The 17,867-nt window shown below is 64.3% G+C and carries 17 protein-coding genes; 12 read left to right on the top strand and 5 right to left on the bottom strand.

Annotated elements, in window-relative coordinates:
* The 3 genes from EPD80_RS11355 to EPD80_RS08140 form a co-directional block, all read left to right on the top strand.
* Window positions 1-339, top strand: a 339-nt coding sequence (locus EPD80_RS11355; protein WP_185957744.1) for a DUF6537 domain-containing protein, incomplete at its 5' end; no start/stop codon positions are given.
* Between the two features lie 149 nt (window positions 340-488).
* Window positions 489-1,058 (top strand): TRAP transporter small permease subunit, encoded by a 570-nt coding sequence (locus tag EPD80_RS08145; protein WP_142810985.1) that lies wholly within the window; start codon window positions 489-491, stop codon window positions 1,056-1,058.
* Complete coding sequence (locus tag EPD80_RS08140) at window positions 1,058-2,758, top strand: TRAP transporter large permease (RefSeq protein ID WP_142810991.1); 1,701 nt, start codon at window positions 1,058-1,060, stop codon at window positions 2,756-2,758. Before EPD80_RS08145 ends, EPD80_RS08140 begins: the two co-directional genes overlap by 1 nt.
* Here EPD80_RS08140 and EPD80_RS08135 read toward each other — a convergent pair.
* Complete coding sequence (locus EPD80_RS08135) at window positions 2,695-3,633, bottom strand: LysR substrate-binding domain-containing protein (RefSeq protein WP_142810983.1); 939 nt, start codon at window positions 3,631-3,633, stop codon at window positions 2,695-2,697. The genes EPD80_RS08140 and EPD80_RS08135 overlap by 64 nt on opposite strands.
* 99 nt (window positions 3,634-3,732) lie before the next feature.
* Here EPD80_RS08135 and EPD80_RS08130 point away from each other — a divergent pair, with 99 nt between their 5' ends.
* The 4 genes from EPD80_RS08130 to tilS all read left to right on the top strand — a co-directional run bounded on the left by EPD80_RS08130 (window position 3,733) and on the right by tilS (window position 7,114).
* Complete coding sequence (locus EPD80_RS08130; RefSeq protein WP_142810981.1) at window positions 3,733-4,056, top strand: HPF/RaiA family ribosome-associated protein; 324 nt, start codon at window positions 3,733-3,735, stop codon at window positions 4,054-4,056.
* Between the two features lie 119 nt (window positions 4,057-4,175).
* On the top strand, window positions 4,176-4,880 hold the full coding sequence (locus tag EPD80_RS08125; RefSeq protein WP_142804302.1) for a Bax inhibitor-1/YccA family protein: 705 nt from the start codon (window positions 4,176-4,178) through the stop codon (window positions 4,878-4,880).
* Window positions 4,881-4,995: 115 nt separating this feature from the next.
* Window positions 4,996-5,958 carry an acetyl-CoA carboxylase carboxyltransferase subunit alpha gene (locus EPD80_RS08120; protein WP_142810979.1) on the top strand — a complete coding sequence of 321 codons (963 nt, stop codon included), beginning with the start codon at window positions 4,996-4,998 and terminating at the stop codon, window positions 5,956-5,958.
* An 88-nt stretch (window positions 5,959-6,046) separates the two neighbouring features.
* Window positions 6,047-7,114: a tRNA lysidine(34) synthetase TilS gene (gene tilS, locus EPD80_RS08115; RefSeq protein WP_185955357.1), complete on the top strand. Its 1,068-nt coding sequence runs from the start codon at window positions 6,047-6,049 to the stop codon at window positions 7,112-7,114.
* Between the two features lie 153 nt (window positions 7,115-7,267).
* On the opposite strand, the gene ilvC is transcribed toward tilS, so the two are convergent.
* The 3 genes from ilvC to ilvB are packed head-to-tail and all read right to left on the bottom strand — an operon-like array spanning window position 7,268 to window position 10,547.
* On the bottom strand, window positions 7,268-8,284 hold the full coding sequence (gene ilvC / locus EPD80_RS08110; RefSeq protein WP_142810975.1) for a ketol-acid reductoisomerase: 1,017 nt from the start codon (window positions 8,282-8,284) through the stop codon (window positions 7,268-7,270).
* Window positions 8,285-8,316: 32 nt separating this feature from the next.
* Entirely contained in the window at window positions 8,317-8,808 is a 492-nt protein-coding gene (gene ilvN / locus EPD80_RS08105; protein WP_142804306.1) for an acetolactate synthase small subunit, read from the bottom strand.
* A gap of 23 nt (window positions 8,809-8,831) precedes the next feature.
* Window positions 8,832-10,547, bottom strand: a complete 1,716-nt coding sequence (ilvB, locus tag EPD80_RS08100) for a biosynthetic-type acetolactate synthase large subunit (RefSeq protein WP_142810973.1) — start codon at window positions 10,545-10,547, stop codon at window positions 8,832-8,834.
* A 141-nt stretch (window positions 10,548-10,688) separates the two neighbouring features.
* On the opposite strand from ilvB, the gene EPD80_RS08095 reads away from it, so the two are divergent.
* From EPD80_RS08095 to EPD80_RS08085, 3 genes are all read left to right on the top strand, one after another.
* The gene (locus tag EPD80_RS08095; protein ID WP_142810971.1) at window positions 10,689-12,542 is read left to right on the top strand and encodes a cation:proton antiporter; all 1,854 of its coding nucleotides are present in this window, start codon (window positions 10,689-10,691) and stop codon (window positions 12,540-12,542) included.
* 174 nt (window positions 12,543-12,716) lie between these two features.
* Window positions 12,717-13,613, top strand: coding sequence for a flagellar brake protein (locus tag EPD80_RS08090; RefSeq protein WP_142810970.1), 897 nt, complete (start codon window positions 12,717-12,719; stop codon window positions 13,611-13,613).
* Window positions 13,614-13,622: 9 nt separating this feature from the next.
* On the top strand, window positions 13,623-14,450 hold the full coding sequence (locus EPD80_RS08085; protein ID WP_142810968.1) for an endonuclease/exonuclease/phosphatase family protein: 828 nt from the start codon (window positions 13,623-13,625) through the stop codon (window positions 14,448-14,450).
* A gap of 46 nt (window positions 14,451-14,496) precedes the next feature.
* Here EPD80_RS08085 and EPD80_RS08080 read toward each other — a convergent pair whose 3' ends face one another.
* Window positions 14,497-15,234: an alpha/beta fold hydrolase gene (locus EPD80_RS08080; RefSeq protein ID WP_142810966.1), complete on the bottom strand. Its 738-nt coding sequence runs from the start codon at window positions 15,232-15,234 to the stop codon at window positions 14,497-14,499.
* A gap of 71 nt (window positions 15,235-15,305) precedes the next feature.
* Here EPD80_RS08080 and greB point away from each other — a divergent pair, with 71 nt between their 5' ends.
* Both greB and htpG read left to right on the top strand, forming a co-directional pair.
* Window positions 15,306-15,863, top strand: coding sequence for a transcription elongation factor GreB (gene greB, locus EPD80_RS08075; protein WP_142804313.1), 558 nt, complete (start codon window positions 15,306-15,308; stop codon window positions 15,861-15,863).
* 62 nt (window positions 15,864-15,925) lie between these two features.
* Window positions 15,926-17,845 carry a molecular chaperone HtpG gene (gene htpG, locus EPD80_RS08070; RefSeq protein WP_142810964.1) on the top strand — a complete coding sequence of 640 codons (1,920 nt, stop codon included), beginning with the start codon at window positions 15,926-15,928 and terminating at the stop codon, window positions 17,843-17,845.
* Window positions 17,846-17,867 lie beyond the last annotated feature (22 nt).

Below are 17,867 nucleotides of genomic sequence, written 5' to 3'. Positions count from 1 at the left end.
GGCCCGGCCATGCGCCGCGCCTTCGCGCTGCTCGCCAAGATGAAACGGCTGCGCGGCACGGTGCTCGACCCCTTCGCCCGCACCGAGGAGCGGCGCTGGGAGCGCGCCCTCATCACCGAGTTCGAAAGCGACGTGGAGCGGGTCTTGCGCGAACTCGACGCCGAGCGGCTGGCGCTCGCCACCGAACTGCTCGCCCTGCCGCAGCGCATCCGCGGGTTCGGGCACGTCAAGCGGGCGGCCGGTGAGCAGGTCACCCGCCGCCGCGAGGCTCTGTGGCGGCAGTGGGAGCAGGGGAGCGTGAAGGAAATGGACGCTTCGCGGGAAGCGGCCCTCGCTTGAACGACCATGGACAGCTAGGGAGACGCTGAAGAAATGAGCGAGCACCGCGCAACGCAGCGATTCGCCCGTGCAGCCAATTATTCAGCGTTTCCCTGGGCCGGGGTAGCTTCTTTTTCTTCTATAATGGCGCACTTTTTTGGAGAGACGCGATGCAGTTTTGGCTGAAGGTGTCGCGTGGCATCGATGCATTCACCCGGTTCTTCGGGCGACTGGCGATGTGGCTGATCCTGGCTGCAACGCTCTTGAGTGCGGTCAATGCCCTGGTGCGAAAAATGTTCAACGTGGGCTCGAACGCCTGGCTCGAGGCGCAGTGGTACCTCTACGCCGCGGCCTTTTTGCTCGCAGCGGCGCTGACGCTGCGCAACAACGAACACGTGCGCATCGACATCCTGATCTCGCGTTTCTCACCCCGTACCCAGGCATGGATGGATCTTGTCGGGATCGTTTTCATGATGTTGCCAGTGTGTCTGGGCGTGCTCTATTTCTCCCTCCCTTTCTTTTGGCAGGCCTACGTATCGGGTGAGATGTCTTCGAACTCCGGCGGACTCATCCGCTGGCCGGTCTATCTCATGATCCCGGTCGGATTTTCGCTCTTGCTGCTGCAGGGGGTTTCGGAGGCGATAAAGCGCATCGCTTTTCTCAAGGGGGTCTTGCCATCACCTTTCGTGAAGGAAAGCGACGAGATACGGTCGCCGGATGGCGTGGAAGGAGCGCGATGATGGCATGGCTCGCGGAAAACCTCGCTCCGTTGATGTTCCTGGGGCTGGTCCTGTTTTTGCTTTACGGCTTTCCCGTCGTCTTCGCCTTGGGGGCCTGCGGACTTTTCTTCGGCCTGATCGGCATCGAGCTCGGCCTGCTCTCGCCGGCGTTCTTCCAGGCGCTGCCGCTGCGCATCTTCGGTATCATGCAGAACGAGACCTTGCTCGCCGTGCCCTTTTTCACCTTGATGGGCCTGGTGCTCGAGCGCTCGGGCATGGCCGAGGACCTGCTCGACACCATCGGTCAGCTCTTCGGTTCGGTGCGCGGAGGGCTGGCCTTCGCCGTGATCTTCGTCGGGGCGCTGCTTGCGGCCACCACGGGCGTGGTGGCCGCCTCGGTGATCTCCATGGGGCTCATCTCGCTGCCCATCATGCTGCGCTATGGCTACGACCGTAAGCTCGCGACCGGTGTGATCGCCGCTTCGGGTACTTTGGCGCAGATTCTGCCGCCCTCGCTCGTGCTGATCGTGCTCGCCGATCAGCTGGGCAAGAGCGTCGGCGATCTCTACAAGGGGGCGTTCATCCCTGCGTTTGCCCTGGTCGGACTCTACGTGCTCTACGTGGTCGGCCTGACCCTCCTGCGTCCGCGTGCCTTGCCGGCTTTGCCGCCGGAGGCGCGCGTCATCCGCGAGGACGACGGTTCGAGCGGTACGCGTTCGGTGGTCGTCTTGGCGGCGATCGCGACCGTAGTGGGAATCGTCTTCGGACAATATTACGGCGAGCTGGTTGCCTGGCTCGGCGGCGGTGAACCTCAGGATCGGCCGATCGACGAGACGGTCGTAGTGGCCACGTGTGTCGCGGCGGGTCTGGCGTTCGTGTTCGCGCTCGTCAACCGGGTGTTCCGCCTGGGGCTGCTCTCGCGCATGGCCGAGCGCGTCACGTTCGTGCTGATTCCACCGCTCGCGCTCATTTTCCTCGTCCTCGGCACCATCTTCCTCGGGGTGGCCACGCCCACCGAAGGTGGGGCGATGGGCGCGGTGGGGGCGATGCTGCTCGCCTTGGTGAGGAGACGCCTCACTTTTTCTTTGCTGGTTCAGGCATTGAAGGGAACGACGGTACTGTCCTCCTTCGTGATGTTCATTCTCATCGGCGCGACCATATTCAACCTCACCTTCCAGGGGGTAGGGGGAAGCCACTGGGTACAGCACTTGCTCACCCAGTTGCCCGGGGGTGAGGTGGGCTTTCTCATCTTCGCGGCGCTCTTTGTCTTCGTGCTCGCTTTCTTCCTCGACTACTTCGAGCTCGCCTTCATCGTCGTTCCGCTGCTCGGACCGGCGGCCCATGCGTTGGGGATCGATCTCATCTGGTTCGGCGTGCTCATCGCCATGGTGATGCAGACTTCCTTCATGCACCCGCCTTTCGGTTTTGCCTTGTTCTTCTTGCGTAGCGTGGCGCCGGCGGGCGAATACGTCGATTCCGTGACCGGCAAGAAGATCCGCGGCATATCCACTGCTGAAATCTACTGGGGAGCGATCCCCTTCCTGATCCTGCAGTTGGTGATGGTCGGCTTGCTGATCGCCTTCCCGAGCCTGGTGACGATGAGTTTTTCCCAGGTCGAGACAGTGGATCTGGAAAAAATCGAGATTCCCGTCGGAGATCAGGGATGGGGAACGGAAGGCACCTCGGAATCGGATGACGCCAAGGGGGGCTCGGGCTGGTGATCTGGGGCGAAACGGTGCAGCAGCGCCTGGGTTCCCGGGTGATGCCACTTGCGCTCGAGGGTGAGTAGATAGTAGTGCTCGGTAATATCGGGGAGCGACCCGAGACAGCGCAGGACTCCACTTTCGCACAGCGTCGGTTCGAGGATGGCGGGTGCAGGAAAGATGCCCGCCCCGTTCTCCGCCAGGGTGCGCATGAGGGCGCTGTCGTCGAATTCACCTACGATATGCGGTGTGACATGGTGCTCGTCGAAGAGCTGCAACAAGGCCAGGCGGGTCGCCGAGTGCTCACCGGGCAACAGCAAAGGGGCCGCGTCGAGAGACTGCGGCAAGGGGCCGGTCAGGCTGAGGTCGGCGCGGGCGTACAGGGCGAGCTGGGATTCGATCAGCAGTCGGTACTGCAGCTTGTGCCCGAGCTGCGTGGGCGGCGGGCCATCGGCGATGAGTGCGTCGAGCCGGCCCAGCATGAGTTCGCTCAGCAAGCGGGGTAGCGGCTCTTCAGCCACGCTCAGGCGCAACCTCGGTCGGTGTTCGAGTACGGGTTCGAGCAGTAGCGCCGCGAGCGATTTTGGCACGATGTCGAGCAAACCCAGACGATAGGGTAGGGAGGGTCGTTCGTCCGCGTGCGCGAGAGCGGCTTCCAATTCTTCGGTGAGGCCGAAGATCCGCTCGGCGTAGCGCAACGCGATCTTGCCGGCTTCGGTGAGTTCGATGCCGCGCCCCTTGCGCCGTAGCAGACGGCGACCGAGTGCGCCTTCGAGTACGCCGATCTGCCCCGAAATGGTCTGGGGGGTGAGGCCGCTGGTCTCGGCGGCGCGCTGGATGCTGCCCGTGCGACCGACGAGCCAGAAATGATGGAGTTGCTTCAGACTGATCATTCGAATTTCCCGAAGAGTTTTTGCATTTTTTTCTGATTTTATCTGAGTTTAGTTGATCTAGAATGAAATCCCAAAGCTGCGATCAGCGAAAGGAGGCTCATGATGAAACTGGAACTCGTTTGCGAAGGCCAAACGTGCACAGAGATCGACAGGGAGGAGCTGGCGCACCGTTTTTCCGGGGCGATCCGCCGCTTCCGTGACCGGGTGACCTGGGCACGGGTGAAATTGGTCGACGTGCGCGACGAAACCGGGGCATGGGCCAAGCGCTGCGTGGTGCAGATGCGTCTGCGTCACCGCCCGCAGGTGGTGTTCGCGGTCACGGAACGCGTGGCGCAGTTGGCAGTCGAACGTGCAGTGAAGCGGGTACAGCGCGTGCTCGAACGACGCTTCGCTCGGCCGCAGGTGTTGCCACAGCCAGCCTGAGTGTCCGTGAGGAAAACCTTGCGCCGGGCAGTCGAGAGGTGTCCGAAGCATGCGGACTTTCTCGGTGCGCAGCGCAGAGTGATCCCATACGCTGAAACGAAATTTTGAAGGAGGGTACGATGCAAAGAATCGACGAACGCTGGAATGAGTCCACCCAAGCCCGAGCCATCCCTCTGTCGGAGGCGCGGGGGGAGGCATTGCCGGTAAGCAACCCGGTGCTGCGCAATACCTACGTCCTGCTCGCGCTGACCTTGGCGTTTTCCGCGCTGACGGCGGGCGTGTCCATGGCCTTGGGCTTGCCGCATCCGGGGCTCATCATCACCTTGGTAGGATACTTCGGGTTGCTTTTTCTGGTGCACAAACTCGCCAACCGGGCAAGCGGCATCTTGGCCGTATTCGCACTCACCGGCTTCATGGGTTACACCCTCGGGCCGATCCTCTCCGCTTATTTGGCCTTGCCCAACGGCTCGGCGATCGTGATGCAGGCCTTTGGCGGTACGGCGGCGATCTTCCTGGGGCTGTCGGCCTATGCGACGATCTCGAAGCGCGATTTCTCCTTCATGGGCGGGTTCCTGTTCGTGGGCGTGCTGGTTGCCTTCCTTGCCGGACTCGCGGCGATTTTCTTCCAGATGCCGGGATTGTCGCTGGCCGTGTCCGCGATGTTCGTGCTGCTCATGTCTGGCCTGATCCTCTATGAAACGAGCCAGATCGTGCGCGGCGGCGAGACCAACTACATCCTCGCGACCGTTTCCCTCTACGTCATGATCTTCAACCTCTTCACGAGCCTGTTGCATCTGCTCGGGGTGTTCAACGGCGACGATTGAGTCGAACGCGGTTTTTCGCTGGTCAGGAAGGGGCGCGGCAAGCGCCCTTTCCGTTTTTCGGACCCGGGTGGTGACCTTCGGGTAAAATCTCCTCTTCTCAGGTCGGGATGTAGGTATGAAACGGATCTTTCTCGAATTCGAACGCTCGGTAGCCGAGCTGGAGGAGAAGATCGGCGAGTTGCGCTACGCGCACGACGCTTCCGCCGTCGACATCAGCGAAGAGATCGAGCGGCTGGAGAAGAAGGCGCACAAGCAGCTCGAGGAGCTCTACGCCCGGCTCGATGCCTGGCAAACGACGCAGGTGGCGCGCCATCCACTGCGCCCCTATACGCTCGACTATGTGCAACGAATCTTCACCGATTTCGAGGAACTGCACGGCGATCGTCATTTCGCCGACGACAAGGCGATCGTTGGCGGGCTCGCGCGCTTCGATGGGCGGCCGTGCATGGTGATCGGCCATCAGAAAGGGCGCGACACCAAGGAGAAGATCGCACGCAATTTCGGCATGCCCCGGCCCGAAGGCTACCGCAAGGCGCTGCGCTTGATGAAACTGGCCGAGAAGTTCGGCCTGCCGATCTTCACTTTCGTCGATACGCCCGGTGCCTATCCCGGAATCGACGCCGAGGAGCGGGGACAGTCGGAGGCCATTGGGCGAAACCTCTACGAGATGGCCATGCTGCGCGTGCCCGTGGTCGTCACCGTGATCGGCGAGGGTGGCTCAGGCGGAGCGCTGGCGATCGCCGTGGGGGACACGGTGCTCATGTTGCAGCACGCCGTCTATTCGGTGATCTCGCCCGAAGGTTGCGCGTCCATCCTGTGGAAGAGTGCGGAGAAGGCGCCCGAGGCGGCCGAGATCCTGGGTATCACCGCGCCCAAGCTCTTGTCCTTGGGTCTGATCGACGGCATCGTGCCGGAACCGGTGGGCGGCGCACACCGCGAACCGGAGAAGATGGCCGAGATCCTCAAAGGGCATCTGCAGCAGGCGCTCGCCGGGCTCGAAGGGCTCGCGCCCGAAGCACTGGTGGAACGCCGGCAGCAGCGCCTGGTTTCCTATGGCCGCTTCGCCGAGCGCTCCTGAGCGCGATCAGGTCGCCGCGGCGATCTTCCAGGCGATCGAATCGCTCGCGGCGCGGATCCCTTCGCACCCTTTGGGAGACGCTGAAGAAATGAGCGAGCGGGATGAAGCGCAAGGCGCACGGAGCGCAGCGACCGAGACATATCGAGTAGATAGGCGAGGGAGCGAGCACCGCGCAACGCAGCGATTCGCCCGCGCAGCCAATTATTCAGCGTTTCCTTTGCGGCTCGTATTGGGATTTTCCGGCGGGGTCGACTCCACCGTGCTGCTGCACGCGCTTGCCGAGGCGCGCGCCGAATTTCCGCTGGAGCTGAGGGCGGTACATGTGCACCATGGGCTCCTCGAGCAGGCCGACGCCTGGGTCGAGGCAGCGCGAGCGCACTGTGCTTCACTCGGGGTGCCGCTGCAGGTGGCGTACGTGCGCGTGCAGCCGGACGGCAGAGGGCTGGAGGCCGCGGCGCGTTCGGCGCGCCTGCGCGCGCTCGCCGCGGTGCCGGGGGATGCGTTGGTGCTCGCGCAGCATCGCGACGATCAGGCCGAGACGGTGCTCTTTCGTTTGCTGCGTGGCTCGGGCGTGGCCGGACTCGCGGCGATGCGGCCCATTGCACCGGCGCCCCTGGCCGGGGCGGCGGCGCCGTGGTGGCTGCGCCCTTTCCTCGATCTGCCCAAAGAGACGCTCATCGCCTGGGCACGGGAACGCGGTTTGCGCTGGGTCGAGGATCCGTCGAATGCGAGCGCCGACTTCACCCGTAACTGGCTGCGCGCAGAGATCCTGCCGCAGCTGGAACACAGGCTGCCCGGCGTGCGCACCGTGCTCGCCCGTACCGCCGAGACCATGGCCGAGGCGCAGCAAGGCTTGGACGATCTGGCCGCGCTCGACGACGAACGGGTGGGCCATCCGCAGGGCGGCTGGGATTTGGCGGAGTTTTTGCGGCTGCCGGTCCATCGGCAGAAGAATTTGGTGCGCTGGGCAACCCTGCGGCTGCCGGCCCTGCCGCCGACCCACCGGCGTTTGGAAGAAGGATTGCGCCAGGCGGCGGACTATGCAGGCGGGGTATGGCGTTTTCCCCTGGGGGAGGCGTGGCTGTGTGCCCGCGGCGAGCGCCTGTGGGTGGAGGCGGCGCCGCAGGGGTGCGACGCCGCTTATCGCTGCGGTTGATATCCAGGGCGACACCTCGAAGAACCGTCGCGAGCGGCTGCAGGGCAAGGCGCCCGGAGCGCAGGATGCGAGACATATCACCCAGATAGGCGAGCATCCGAGCACCGCGCAACGCCGCCATGCAGCCGCGCAGTAGGTTATTCGAGGTGTTCGTTAGTTTTTGCTCTGATCGACCAGCTTGTTTTTGGCCAGCCACGGCATCATCGAGCGCAGCTTGGCGCCGACCTGTTCGATCGGGTGCTCGGCGATGAGCCGCCGGCGCGCCGTCATGCTCGGGTAGTTGAGCTTGCCCTCGAGGATGAACTGCTTGGCATACTCGCCGTTGCGGATGCGCTCGAGCGCGCGGCGCATGGCGGCGCGGGAGTGCTCGTTGATGACTTCGGGGCCGGTGGTGTACTCGCCGAACTCGGCGTTGTTCGAGATCGAGTAGTTCATGTTGGCGATGCCGCCCTCGTACATGAGATCGACGATGAGCTTGAGTTCGTGCAGGCACTCGAAGTAGGCCATCTCGGGGGCGTAACCGGCTTCGACCAGCGTTTCGAATCCCATCTTGACGAGTTCGACCGCCCCGCCGCAGAGCACAGCCTGCTCGCCGAAGAGGTCGGTCTCGGTTTCTTCGCGGAACGTGGTCTCGATCACGCCGCCCTTGGTGCCGCCGTTGGCCGCGGCGTAGGAGAGCGCCAAGTCGCGCGCCTTGCCGGAGACGTCCTGGTGCACGGCGATGAGCGTGGGTACTCCGCCGCCACGCACGTATTCGGAGCGCACAGTGTGGCCCGGGCCTTTGGGCGCGATCATGATGACGTCGAGGTCGGCGCGTGGCACGATCTGGTTGTAGTGGATATTGAATCCGTGGGCGAAGGCGAGCGCCGCGCCCTGCTTGAGGTTGGGCTCGATGTCGCGCGTATAGACTTCGGGCTGGGTTTCGTCGGGCAGCAGGATCATTACCAGATCCGCCCCTTTGACGGCTTCGCCCACTTCCTTGACCGTGAGGCCGGCGGCTTCGGCTTTGCTCCAGGAGCTACCGCCGCGGCGAAGCCCCACGGTGACGTTCACGCCCGAGTCGCGCAGGTTGAGGGCATGTGCATGGCCTTGCGAGCCATAGCCGACGATGGTGACGGACTTGCCCTTGATGAGCGAGAGGTCGGCGTCCTTGTCGTAATACACTTTCATGGTATTTCCTTTCCGTTGTGGTCTTGAGAGGGTCAGACGCGCAGGACGCGTTCGCCGCGGCCGATGCCGCAGACGCCGCTACGCACGGTCTCGAGGATCAGGGCGGGGTCGATCGCCTGGATGAAGGCATCGAGCTTGCCCTGGTTGCCGGTGAGTTCGATGACGTAGGTGGTGTCGGTGACGTCGACGATGCGCGCGCGGAAGATGTCGGCCATGCGTTTCATCTCCTCGCGGTCCTTGCCGGTGGCGCGCACTTTGAGTAGCATCAGTTCGCGCTCGAGGTGCGGCGCTTCCGACAGATCCACCACCTTGACCGTCTCGATGAGCTTGTTGAGGTGCTTGGTGATCTGCTCGATGACGTCGTCCGAACCGGTGGTGATGATGGTCATGCGCGACAGCGAAGGGTCTTCGGTGGGCGCGACGGTGAGCGATTCGATGTTGTAGCCGCGCGCCGAGAAGAGGCCGGCGACGCGCGACAGTGCTCCGGATTCGTTTTCGATCAGCACGGAGATGAGGTGTCGCATGGTGTTCGTTCCTGTGCCGTGGGTCAGAGGCTGTCGGCCGAGAGGATCATCTCGGTCAGCCCCTTGCCGCCCTGGATCATGGGATAGACGTTCTCGCGGGGATCGATGCGCACGTCCAGAAAGACGAGCTCGTTGGCGTGCTCGCTGAAGGCGCGCTCGAGCGCCGGCTGGAGATCGGCGGGACGATCCACGCGGATGCCGACGTGCCCATAGGCGCGGGCGAGCGCCGCGAAGTCGGGCAGGGAGTCCATGTAGGATTCGGAATAACGCCCGCCGTGGAAGAGCTGCTGCCACTGCCGCACCATGCCGAGATAGCCGTTGTTGAGATTGACGATCTTGAGCGGCAGGCGAAACTGCTTGCAGGTGGAGAGCTCCTGGATGCACATCTGGATCGAGGCTTCGCCGGTGACGCACACCACCGGCGCATCGGGTCGGGCGAAGCGCGCGCCCATGGCGTAGGGCAGACCCACGCCCATGGTGCCAAGGCCGCCAGAATTGAGCCAGCGGCGCGGGTGATCGAAGCGGTAGTATTGCGCGGCCCACATCTGGTGTTGCCCTACGTCGGAGGTGACGATGGCATCCCCCTTGGTCACTTTCCACAGGGTCTCGATCACGTATTGCGGCTTGATGGGGCCTTCGGCCGGCTGCTCGTAGGCGAGGCAGCGCCGGGCGCGCCATTGTTCGATGCGCTCCCACCAGGGGGCGAGCGCCTCGCTCGGGGCCGTGACGCCCTCTTCGTCGAGGATGCGCAGGAAGTCGGCGAGCACGTGGCGCACGTCGCCGACGATGGGCAGGTCGGCCTTGACGCGCTTGCCGATGGAGGAGGGGTCGATGTCGATGTGGATGATGGTGCGCGGCTCGCTGGCGAAGTGCTCGGGGCTGCCGATGACGCGATCGTCGAAACGTGCGCCGATCGAGAGTACCACGTCGGCGTGGTGCAGAGCGAGGTTGGCTTCATAGGTGCCGTGCATGCCGGGCATGCCGAGGAATTGGCGGTCGCTCGCCGGGTAGGCGCCCAGCGCCATGAGCGTGGTGGTGACCGGAGCCCCCAGGCGGCGGGCGAGCGCCGTGAGCTCGTCGGCGGCATCGGCGAGGATCACCCCGCCGCCCGCGTAGAGGATGGGGCGCTCGGCCTCGCGCAGCGCCTTGATGGCCTTGCGAATCTGCCCCTGGTGCCCCTTGACGACGGGATTGTAGGAGCGCATCGACACCGTTTCGGGGTAGCGGAACTCGCACTTGGCGGCCGAGACGTCTTTGGGGATGTCGACGAGCACCGGGCCGGGACGGCCGGTGCGGGCGATGTGGAAGGCTTTTTTGAGGGTGTCGGCGAGTTCTACGACGTCCTTGACGAGGAAGTTGTGCTTGACGCAGGGGCGGGTGATGCCCACCGTGTCGACTTCCTGGAAGGCGTCTTGCCCGATCATGGCGGTGGGGACCTGGCCGGAGAGGATCACCACCGGAATGGAGTCGCAATAGGCCGTGGCGATGCCGGTGACCGCGTTGGTCGCGCCGGGGCCGGAGGTGACGAGCGCCACGCCCACTTCACCGCTCGCCCGCGCATAGCCGTCGGCGGCATGCACCGCGGCCTGCTCGTGGCGTACGAGCACGTGCCGGATCTCGTCTTGCTGGAAAAATGCGTCGTAGATGTGCAGGACCGCGCCGCCGGGATAGCCGAAGACGTATTTGACGTTTTCGCGCTGCAGGCACTGGACGACGATTTCGGCGCCGGTGAGGAGCATAGGGGTATACCTCGTGGGGATGATCCGTGCAAAGATCGGGTAAACCCGTAACGTTAGCGGCTCGATCGGCTTTGGTCAAGCAGGTTGGCCTTCATTGTCCTCTTATAAAATCGGGAACGAATCGAAGCCGGGAGAAAAACGGTGCATGAAAACATTTTATTGACGCTCGCTTTCATCGTCGTTGCCGGCGCGGCGGCGCAGTGGGTGGCGTGGCGAACCCAGATACCGGCGATCGTCTTTTTGCTGATATTGGGGATCGTGGCCGGACCCGGGCTGGGATTTCTCGATCCGGATCGCTTGTTCGGACCCGTGCTCTTTCCTTTGGTATCGCTGGCGGTGGCGGTGATCCTGTTCGAGGGGAGTCTCACCCTGCGGTTCAGCGAACTCAGAGGCATGAGTCAAGTCGTGCTGCGCTTGGTGAGCTTGGGCGCGTTGCTGACCTGGGCCGTGGCCGCGGCGGCGGCCCATGTGTTCGTCGGCCTGGATTGGGGCTTGGCAGGGCTTTTCGGGGCGCTGGTGATGGTGACGGGCCCTACGGTCATCGTGCCGCTATTGCGTTTCGTTCGTCCTAGTGCCAAGGTAGCCACGGTGCTGCGATGGGAAGGGATCGTGATCGATCCGATCGGGGCGCTGGCGGCGGTGTTGGTCTATCAGTTTCTCGTCAGCCGTGCTTTGCCCGATCTTCCGGCCTGGCTGGCGCTGTGGGTGTTCGTCAAAGCGGTGGCGGTCGGGTTTGCCGTCGGCTGGATCGCGGCCGAGCTGCTGGGTCGGATGTTGCGTCATTATCTGGTACCCGATTATCTCGACAACGTCATCGTCCTCGCTTTCGTGGTCGGGGTGTTCACGGCAGCGAACATGCTCGCCCATGAGGCGGGATTGTTGGCGGTGACCGTGATGGGGATGCGTTTGGCCAACATGAAAAGAGTGCCGCTCGAAAACATACTCTCGTTCAAGGAAACCCTCACCATCTTGTTGATCTCGGTGCTCTTCATCGTCCTTGCCGCTCGGCTCGACGTGGAGCGCCTGGCCGAGGTGGGCAAAGGGGTCGTGTTGGTCTTTCTGGCGATCCAGTTCGTGGCCCAGCCGCTCAAAGTATGGGCCTCGACCACGGGGAGTGGACTGAGATGGCAGGAAAAAGCCATGATCGCCTGGATCGGGCCGCGCGGGATCGTGGCTGCGGCCGTGTCGGCGCTCTTTGCCTTGCGCTTGCGAGAATTGGGGCACCCCGGGGCGGAGATGCTGGTACCGCTCACGTTCGCCGTGATCATCGGCACCGTGCTCTTCGCTGGTGGCACCGCCCGACTGGCAGCGCAACGTCTAGGGGTGGCGGAGCCGCGAGCGCGCGGGGTCCTGATCGTGGGGGCGCATCGCCTGGGGCGAGAATTGGGTTTGGCGCTCACCAAGCTGGGGTTTCGGACGATCGTCGCCGATACCGATTACGCCCTCGTGCGTACGGCGCGCATGGCGGGGCTGGAGACTTTTTTCGGCAACGTGGTTTCGAAGGAGGCCGACCGGCGGCTCGATCTCGTCGGAGTAGGGTATCTGCTGGCGATGTCGCCGTATCCGGAATTGAACGCGCTGGCGGCGCTACGCTACCAGCGTGAATTCGGGCGGGGTAACGTCTATGTGTTACTCACGCCCGAAGAGGTGAGCAAAAAGAGGCAGCAAGTGCTGGATCGACGTTATGCGCGTCTGCTGGGCGGCCCGCAAGTGGGTCTGGCCGAACTGCTCGTCTTGTTCGATCGCGGAGGGAAAGTCTATACCACTCGCTTGAGCGAGGCGTTCACTTTCGAGGCGTACCAGGAGCGGTTTGCGGGTCGAGGGCAGTTGCTGTTGGCGATCGATCCGAAGGGAAATTTGCGTGGCGTGGGGCCAGAACTCACGTCACGGCCGGGGGCGGAATGGTATTTGCTCGGTGTTTATTTGCCGGCGGAGAGCGAAAAGAGCGAGGAGGCCGGCCCTGGACCGCTCGAGCACGCTGGAGCGCGATCCTAGGGTCGGGCGCTCGGCGCGCGCTTGCTCGACTGCCGCTTTCGGTAGATGAGTGTCGGGCCACGGACGATTGCATCGATCCGCGACGTCGTGCGGTTTTTCGTGGTGTTTTTACCGTTCGTCACGGCGCCGGGTTAGAATGAATCGGCCGTTTCGGCATGAAAAGGAGACTACTCGGTGCTCCGGGTTCCCGTTCGTCCCAGCGAATTTCTGGTCGGCAAGCCCATTCCATTCGACGTCTACGACCGGCACGGCCGCTTGTTGTTGGCGAAAGGGCACGTGATCGCGTCGGCCGAGGAGAAAGAAAAGCTCTTGCGCCAAGGGCCTGAGCGCAACCTGAACACCGACGAGCGTTTTCGCCAGGCGATCGGTACCGCCCTGAAAGTGGTCGAAAAGGCGGACGAACCGGGTAAAAACACGATCCACCTCGATTTCGAGGAACTGCGCCTCATACCAGGCACCGTCTTGCAGCTCCAGCTGGGGCAGGAAGAGGATCGTTATTTCGCGCGCTACATCGGGGCACTGCGCGGCAAGTCGGTGATCGTCGACGCCTTGGAGCGAGGAGGGTTGCCACTCTTCGTGCCCGAAGGCACTGCCTTGCGGGTGCGCGGTAGCGTCGGTTCCTACGCCTTCGTCTTCCCTTCTTCCGTATTGGTCAATGCCTCGCGCCCCTATCCTCATCTTCATCTCATGTATCCGATGGATGTGATGGCGGTGCGACTACGGCGCAGCGAGCGGGTGGCGGTGCGCTTGGTGGCGGCGGTGGTCTCCGACGACAACCAAGCCTTCGGTGGGATCATCCTCGACCTGTCGGTGGGCGGAGGGCTGCTGGCCACGCGCCATCCGCTGAAAGTCGGGCAACACGTTCAGCTCAAATTCAAGCTGGAGATCGCTGGCTCGGAGATCATCCTGGCGGTGCAGGCCATCGTGCGTTCGGAACGTGACATCGAGGATCGTACCCTCGAGGGGGCCAAGGGCTATGGCATCGAATTCGTCGATCTCACGCCCGAGGATACCGTCGCCCTGATGACCTATATCGCCGCGGTGCAGACCAATCCCGCGGTACTTGGCTAGGGGGGAAGAATGCGCATCGTCAGTTGGAACATCCAGTGGGGGCGAGGGGCGGATGGACGCGTCGATTGGGCGCGGATCCTGAAGGTGCTGCGCGCGTTCGACGCCGACGTGCTCTGCCTGCAGGAAGTGGCGAGCCGTTTCGACGAACTGCCTGGCTCGCGCGGCGAGGACGGACCGGCCATCCTGCGCGGCGCCTTGCCGGAGTATCGCGGATTCTACGCCCCAGCGCTCGACGTGCCGCGCGCGCACGGCGGCCGGGCGCTCTTCGGCAACTGGTTGGGCAGCCGCCTGCCGGTGGAGCAGGTGCTGCGCCTGAGCCTGCCCTACCCGCCGCCGGAGACCGACAAGTGCATGCCTCGGGTGTTGCTCGAGGCGACGCTGCGCGTGGGGGAGCAGCGGCTGCGCGTGGCAACGACGCATCTGGAATACTACTCGCGGCGTCAGCGCCTGGCGCAGGTGCAAGCCCTCGTCGAACATCAGAGGGAAATCCTCGCCTGGCCGGAGGGCGGCGGGGACGAGGAAGAGGCGACCTTCCGCGCCTGGCCGCGGCCGGCCGCAGCGGTGTGGCTGGGGGACGGGAACTTCGCCCCCGAAGACGAGGAGTACCGTCTGCTCGAGGAAAGCGATCTGTGGTTCGACGCCTGGCGCTTGGTGCATGGGGCGGCGCCGCACGCGCACACGGTGGGATTGCACGGGGCGGAGTGGCCAGATCATCCTTACTGCTGCGACTACGCCTGGGTGAGCGAGGCGTTGCGCCCGGCGGTGCGGGATTTCTTCGTGGAGCAGGAGACGGCCGCCTCAGACCATCAGCCGATCGTGCTCGAGCTCGAATTCTGAAACGGAGCGATCGGCTCAGGGAGATGCTGAAGAATTCAGCGTTTCCTCAGCGGCAGCGACGCAGGAAACGATGCAACAGCCAGCGCAAGGTGAGCGGCGCTTCCAGCATCGGGGTGTGCCCCACGCCGGGGAGCGTGTGCCAGGTACAGGCGGCTTCGCGTCGCGCCAGCGTTTCCCACAAGCGGGTCGCGGCTTTGACGGGCGTCATGCGGTCTTGGGCACCGGTGAGGAAGAGCGCCGGTGCACGCATTCCCTTGGCGCGCTCCAGCGCCGGTTCGGCGGCGTAGGCGGCGCAGGCGCGCAGGTCATTGGCGAGCACGCCGGGGCGTTGTTCCAGCACGAGTTCCTGCACGGCACGCGGCAGCCCCGTGTTCCGGGCGCGTGCCCCGAACGCCCAGGGTTCCATCAGCTGGCAAGCGGCGCGCGGCTCGGCGGCACGCTCGAGCAATTCCGCACTCACCGCCATCGGCAGTGCCGTGCCGATGAGCGCGAGTCCGCGGCAGCGCTCACCCAGCCGCGCGGCGAGTTCGAGCGCCACGAGCGAGCCCATGCTGTGGCCGACGGCGACGATCGGGCGCTCTGGATCGAGACCGACGGCGAGCGCCGCAGCGTATTCCTCGATGGTGGGACACGGCGCACGTTCGTCGGCACCGTGTCCCGGGAGGTCGGGGGCGCTCACCTGCCAGCCCAGCCGGCTCAGCCCCAGGGTGACGGCCCACCAGATGCGTCGGTCGTGTCCAGCGCCGTGGATGAGGACGACGAGCGGATCGGTGGCGAACGTCATGGTGGAACCCTCCGGTGGTGTCGAAGACTATACTTTAGCGTTTTTTGCCGACTCTGACAGGAGGTCTACGCATGAGCAAGGCATTCGTGCGTGAGAGCGAGGTCGACGAGGACGAAGAGCTCGTCGAGGTACAAAGCTTCCCCGGGTTCAAGAACTACATGACGCCAGCGGGGTATCGCGCCTTGCGCGAGGAGTTCGAGCGGCTCGTCAAGGTCGAGCGCCCGCAACTCGTCGAGACGGTGGCTTGGGCGGCGAGCAACGGTGACCGTTCCGAGAACGGCGACTACATCTATGGCAAGCGTCGCCTGCGTGAGATCGACCGGCGCCTGCGTTACCTCACCAAACGGCTGGAATCGGCCGTGGTGGTCGATCCGCGCGAACAGACGCAGACCGACCGCGTTTTCTTCGGGGCGACGGTGACGATCCGCGATCTGAATACCGAGACCGAGGAGACCTGGCAGATCGTCGGGGTCGACGAGGCCGATGCGGGGGAGGGCAAGGTGAGCTGGATCGCACCGCTCGCGCGCGGCTTGCTCAAGGCCGAATTGGGCGACGTGGTGCGTATCCCGACGCCGGGCGGCGTGCGCGAGGTGGAGATCGTCGATATCCGCTACGAAACCTCCTCTTGAAAATTTCCCCTGCCATGCCCAGAAACGAGAAATCCCGAACGACGATCGACAGGAGCGAGACGATGGCTGAAACGAACGACGCAACCCGCCGGACGATGGAGTTTCAGGCCGAGGTGCAGCAGCTTTTGCACCTGGTGGTGCATTCGCTCTACTCGAACAAAGAAATCTTTCTGCGTGAGCTCATCTCGAACGCGTCGGATGCCTGTGACAAACTGCGCTTCGAGGCGGCGCAGCAGCCGGAGCTCTTCGAGGGCGACGGCGAACTCAAAATCTGGGTCGATTACGACCGCACGGCGCGCACCGTGACGATCCGCGACAACGGCATCGGCATGAGCCGTGAGGAGGCGGTAGCCCATCTGGGCACCATCGCCAAGTCGGGCACGCGCGAGTTCCTGCAAAAGCTCGGTGCCGGGGGGCAGGCCGACGCGCGGCTCATCGGCCAGTTCGGCGTCGGTTTCTACTCCGCTTTCATCGTGGCCGACCGTGTCACCGTGCGCTCGCGCCGCGCCGGTTCACCGCCGAGTGCTGGCGTGCTGTGGGAATGCGCCATGACGGGCGAGTCGGCGGGGACTTTCGAGGTGGCCGAGATCGAGCGCCCCGAGCGCGGCACCGAGGTGGTGTTGCATCTGCGCGAGGGGGAAGACGAATTCCTCTCCGGGGTGCGGCTGCGCGAGCTCATCCGCAAGTATTCCGATCACATCCTCTGGCCCATCCTGATGCGCAAGGAACGCTGGGACGAGGACCGCGGCGAGCTCGTCAAGGAGGAGGAGTGGGAGCAGGTCAATCGCGCCTCCGCCCTGTGGGCCCGCGCCAAGCAGGAGATCTCCGAAGAGGAATACATCGAATTCTACAAACACGTGGCGCACGACTTCGAGGCGCCGCTGGCCTGGACGCACGCCAAGGTGGAGGGCCGGCACGAATACACGATGCTCCTCTACCTGCCGCAGCGCGCGCCGTTCGACCTCTTCGAGCGCACGCCGCGTCACGGGCTCAAGCTCTACGTGCGGCGCGTCTTCGTGCTGGAGGATGCCGAGCGGTTGCTGCCGCGCTACCTGCGCTTCGTGCGCGGCGTGGTCGACGCGGCCGATCTGCCGCTCAACGTCTCGCGCGAGATGCTGCAGGATTCGCGCGAGATCGAGGCGATCCGCGCCGGCGTCACCAAGCGCGTGCTGGGGCTGCTCGAGCAGCTCGCCAAGAACGAGCCGGAGAAATACGCCCGGTTCTGGCGCGAGTTCGGCCGCGTGCTCAAAGAGGGGATCATCGAGGACCCGGCCAACCGCGAGCGCATCGCCGGTCTCTTGCGCTTCGCGTCCACGCACAACGACTCGTCCGAAGAGACGGTCTCGTTCGATGATTATATATCTCGCATGAAACCAGGGCAGGAGCGTATCTACTACCTCACGGCCGAGTCTTTCTCCGCGGCGCGCCACAGCCCGCATCTAGAGGCTTTTCGCCAGAAAGGGATCGAGGTGCTGCTCCTTGCCGATCGCATCGACGAATGGTGGGTGGCTTATCTGCCAGAGTATCGGGGCAAGCCGCTCGCCTCCGTCGCCAAGGGCGAGATGGAGTCGGCGCTGCTGTCGGAAGAGGAGAAAAAGGCGCGGGAGGAGGCCGACGAGCGGCTTAAGCCGTTGCTCGAACGGTTGCAAACGGCGTTGGGTGAGCGCGTCAAGGCGGTGCGGGTCTCCTCGCGGCTCACGGAGGCGCCCGCTTGCCTGGTGGTCGAGGAGCACGAGCCGGGGATGCAGCTCGCGCGGCTGCTGCGCGAGCTCGGGCAGGAGGTGCCGGCGCACAAGCCCATCCTCGAGCTCAACCCGACGCACCCGGTGATCGCCAGGCTGCAGGCCGCCTCCGACGAAGCGTTTGCCGATTGGGCGTTGCTCCTCTATGAAGAGGCCCTGCTGGCTGAAGGGGGGAAACTGGAGGATCCGGCGGCCTTCGTGCAGCGCATGAACCGCCTGCTGCTCACGCCGACCGCGTGACACCTCGAGGGGCGGGACGTCC

The organism is Tepidiphilus olei (genome assembly GCF_006980705.1).
In the GTDB taxonomy this organism is placed as follows: domain Bacteria; phylum Pseudomonadota; class Gammaproteobacteria; order Burkholderiales; family Rhodocyclaceae; genus Tepidiphilus; species Tepidiphilus olei.
Note: the sequence above shows the minus strand (reverse complement) of the source record. Positions and strands in the feature narration are given on the sequence as shown.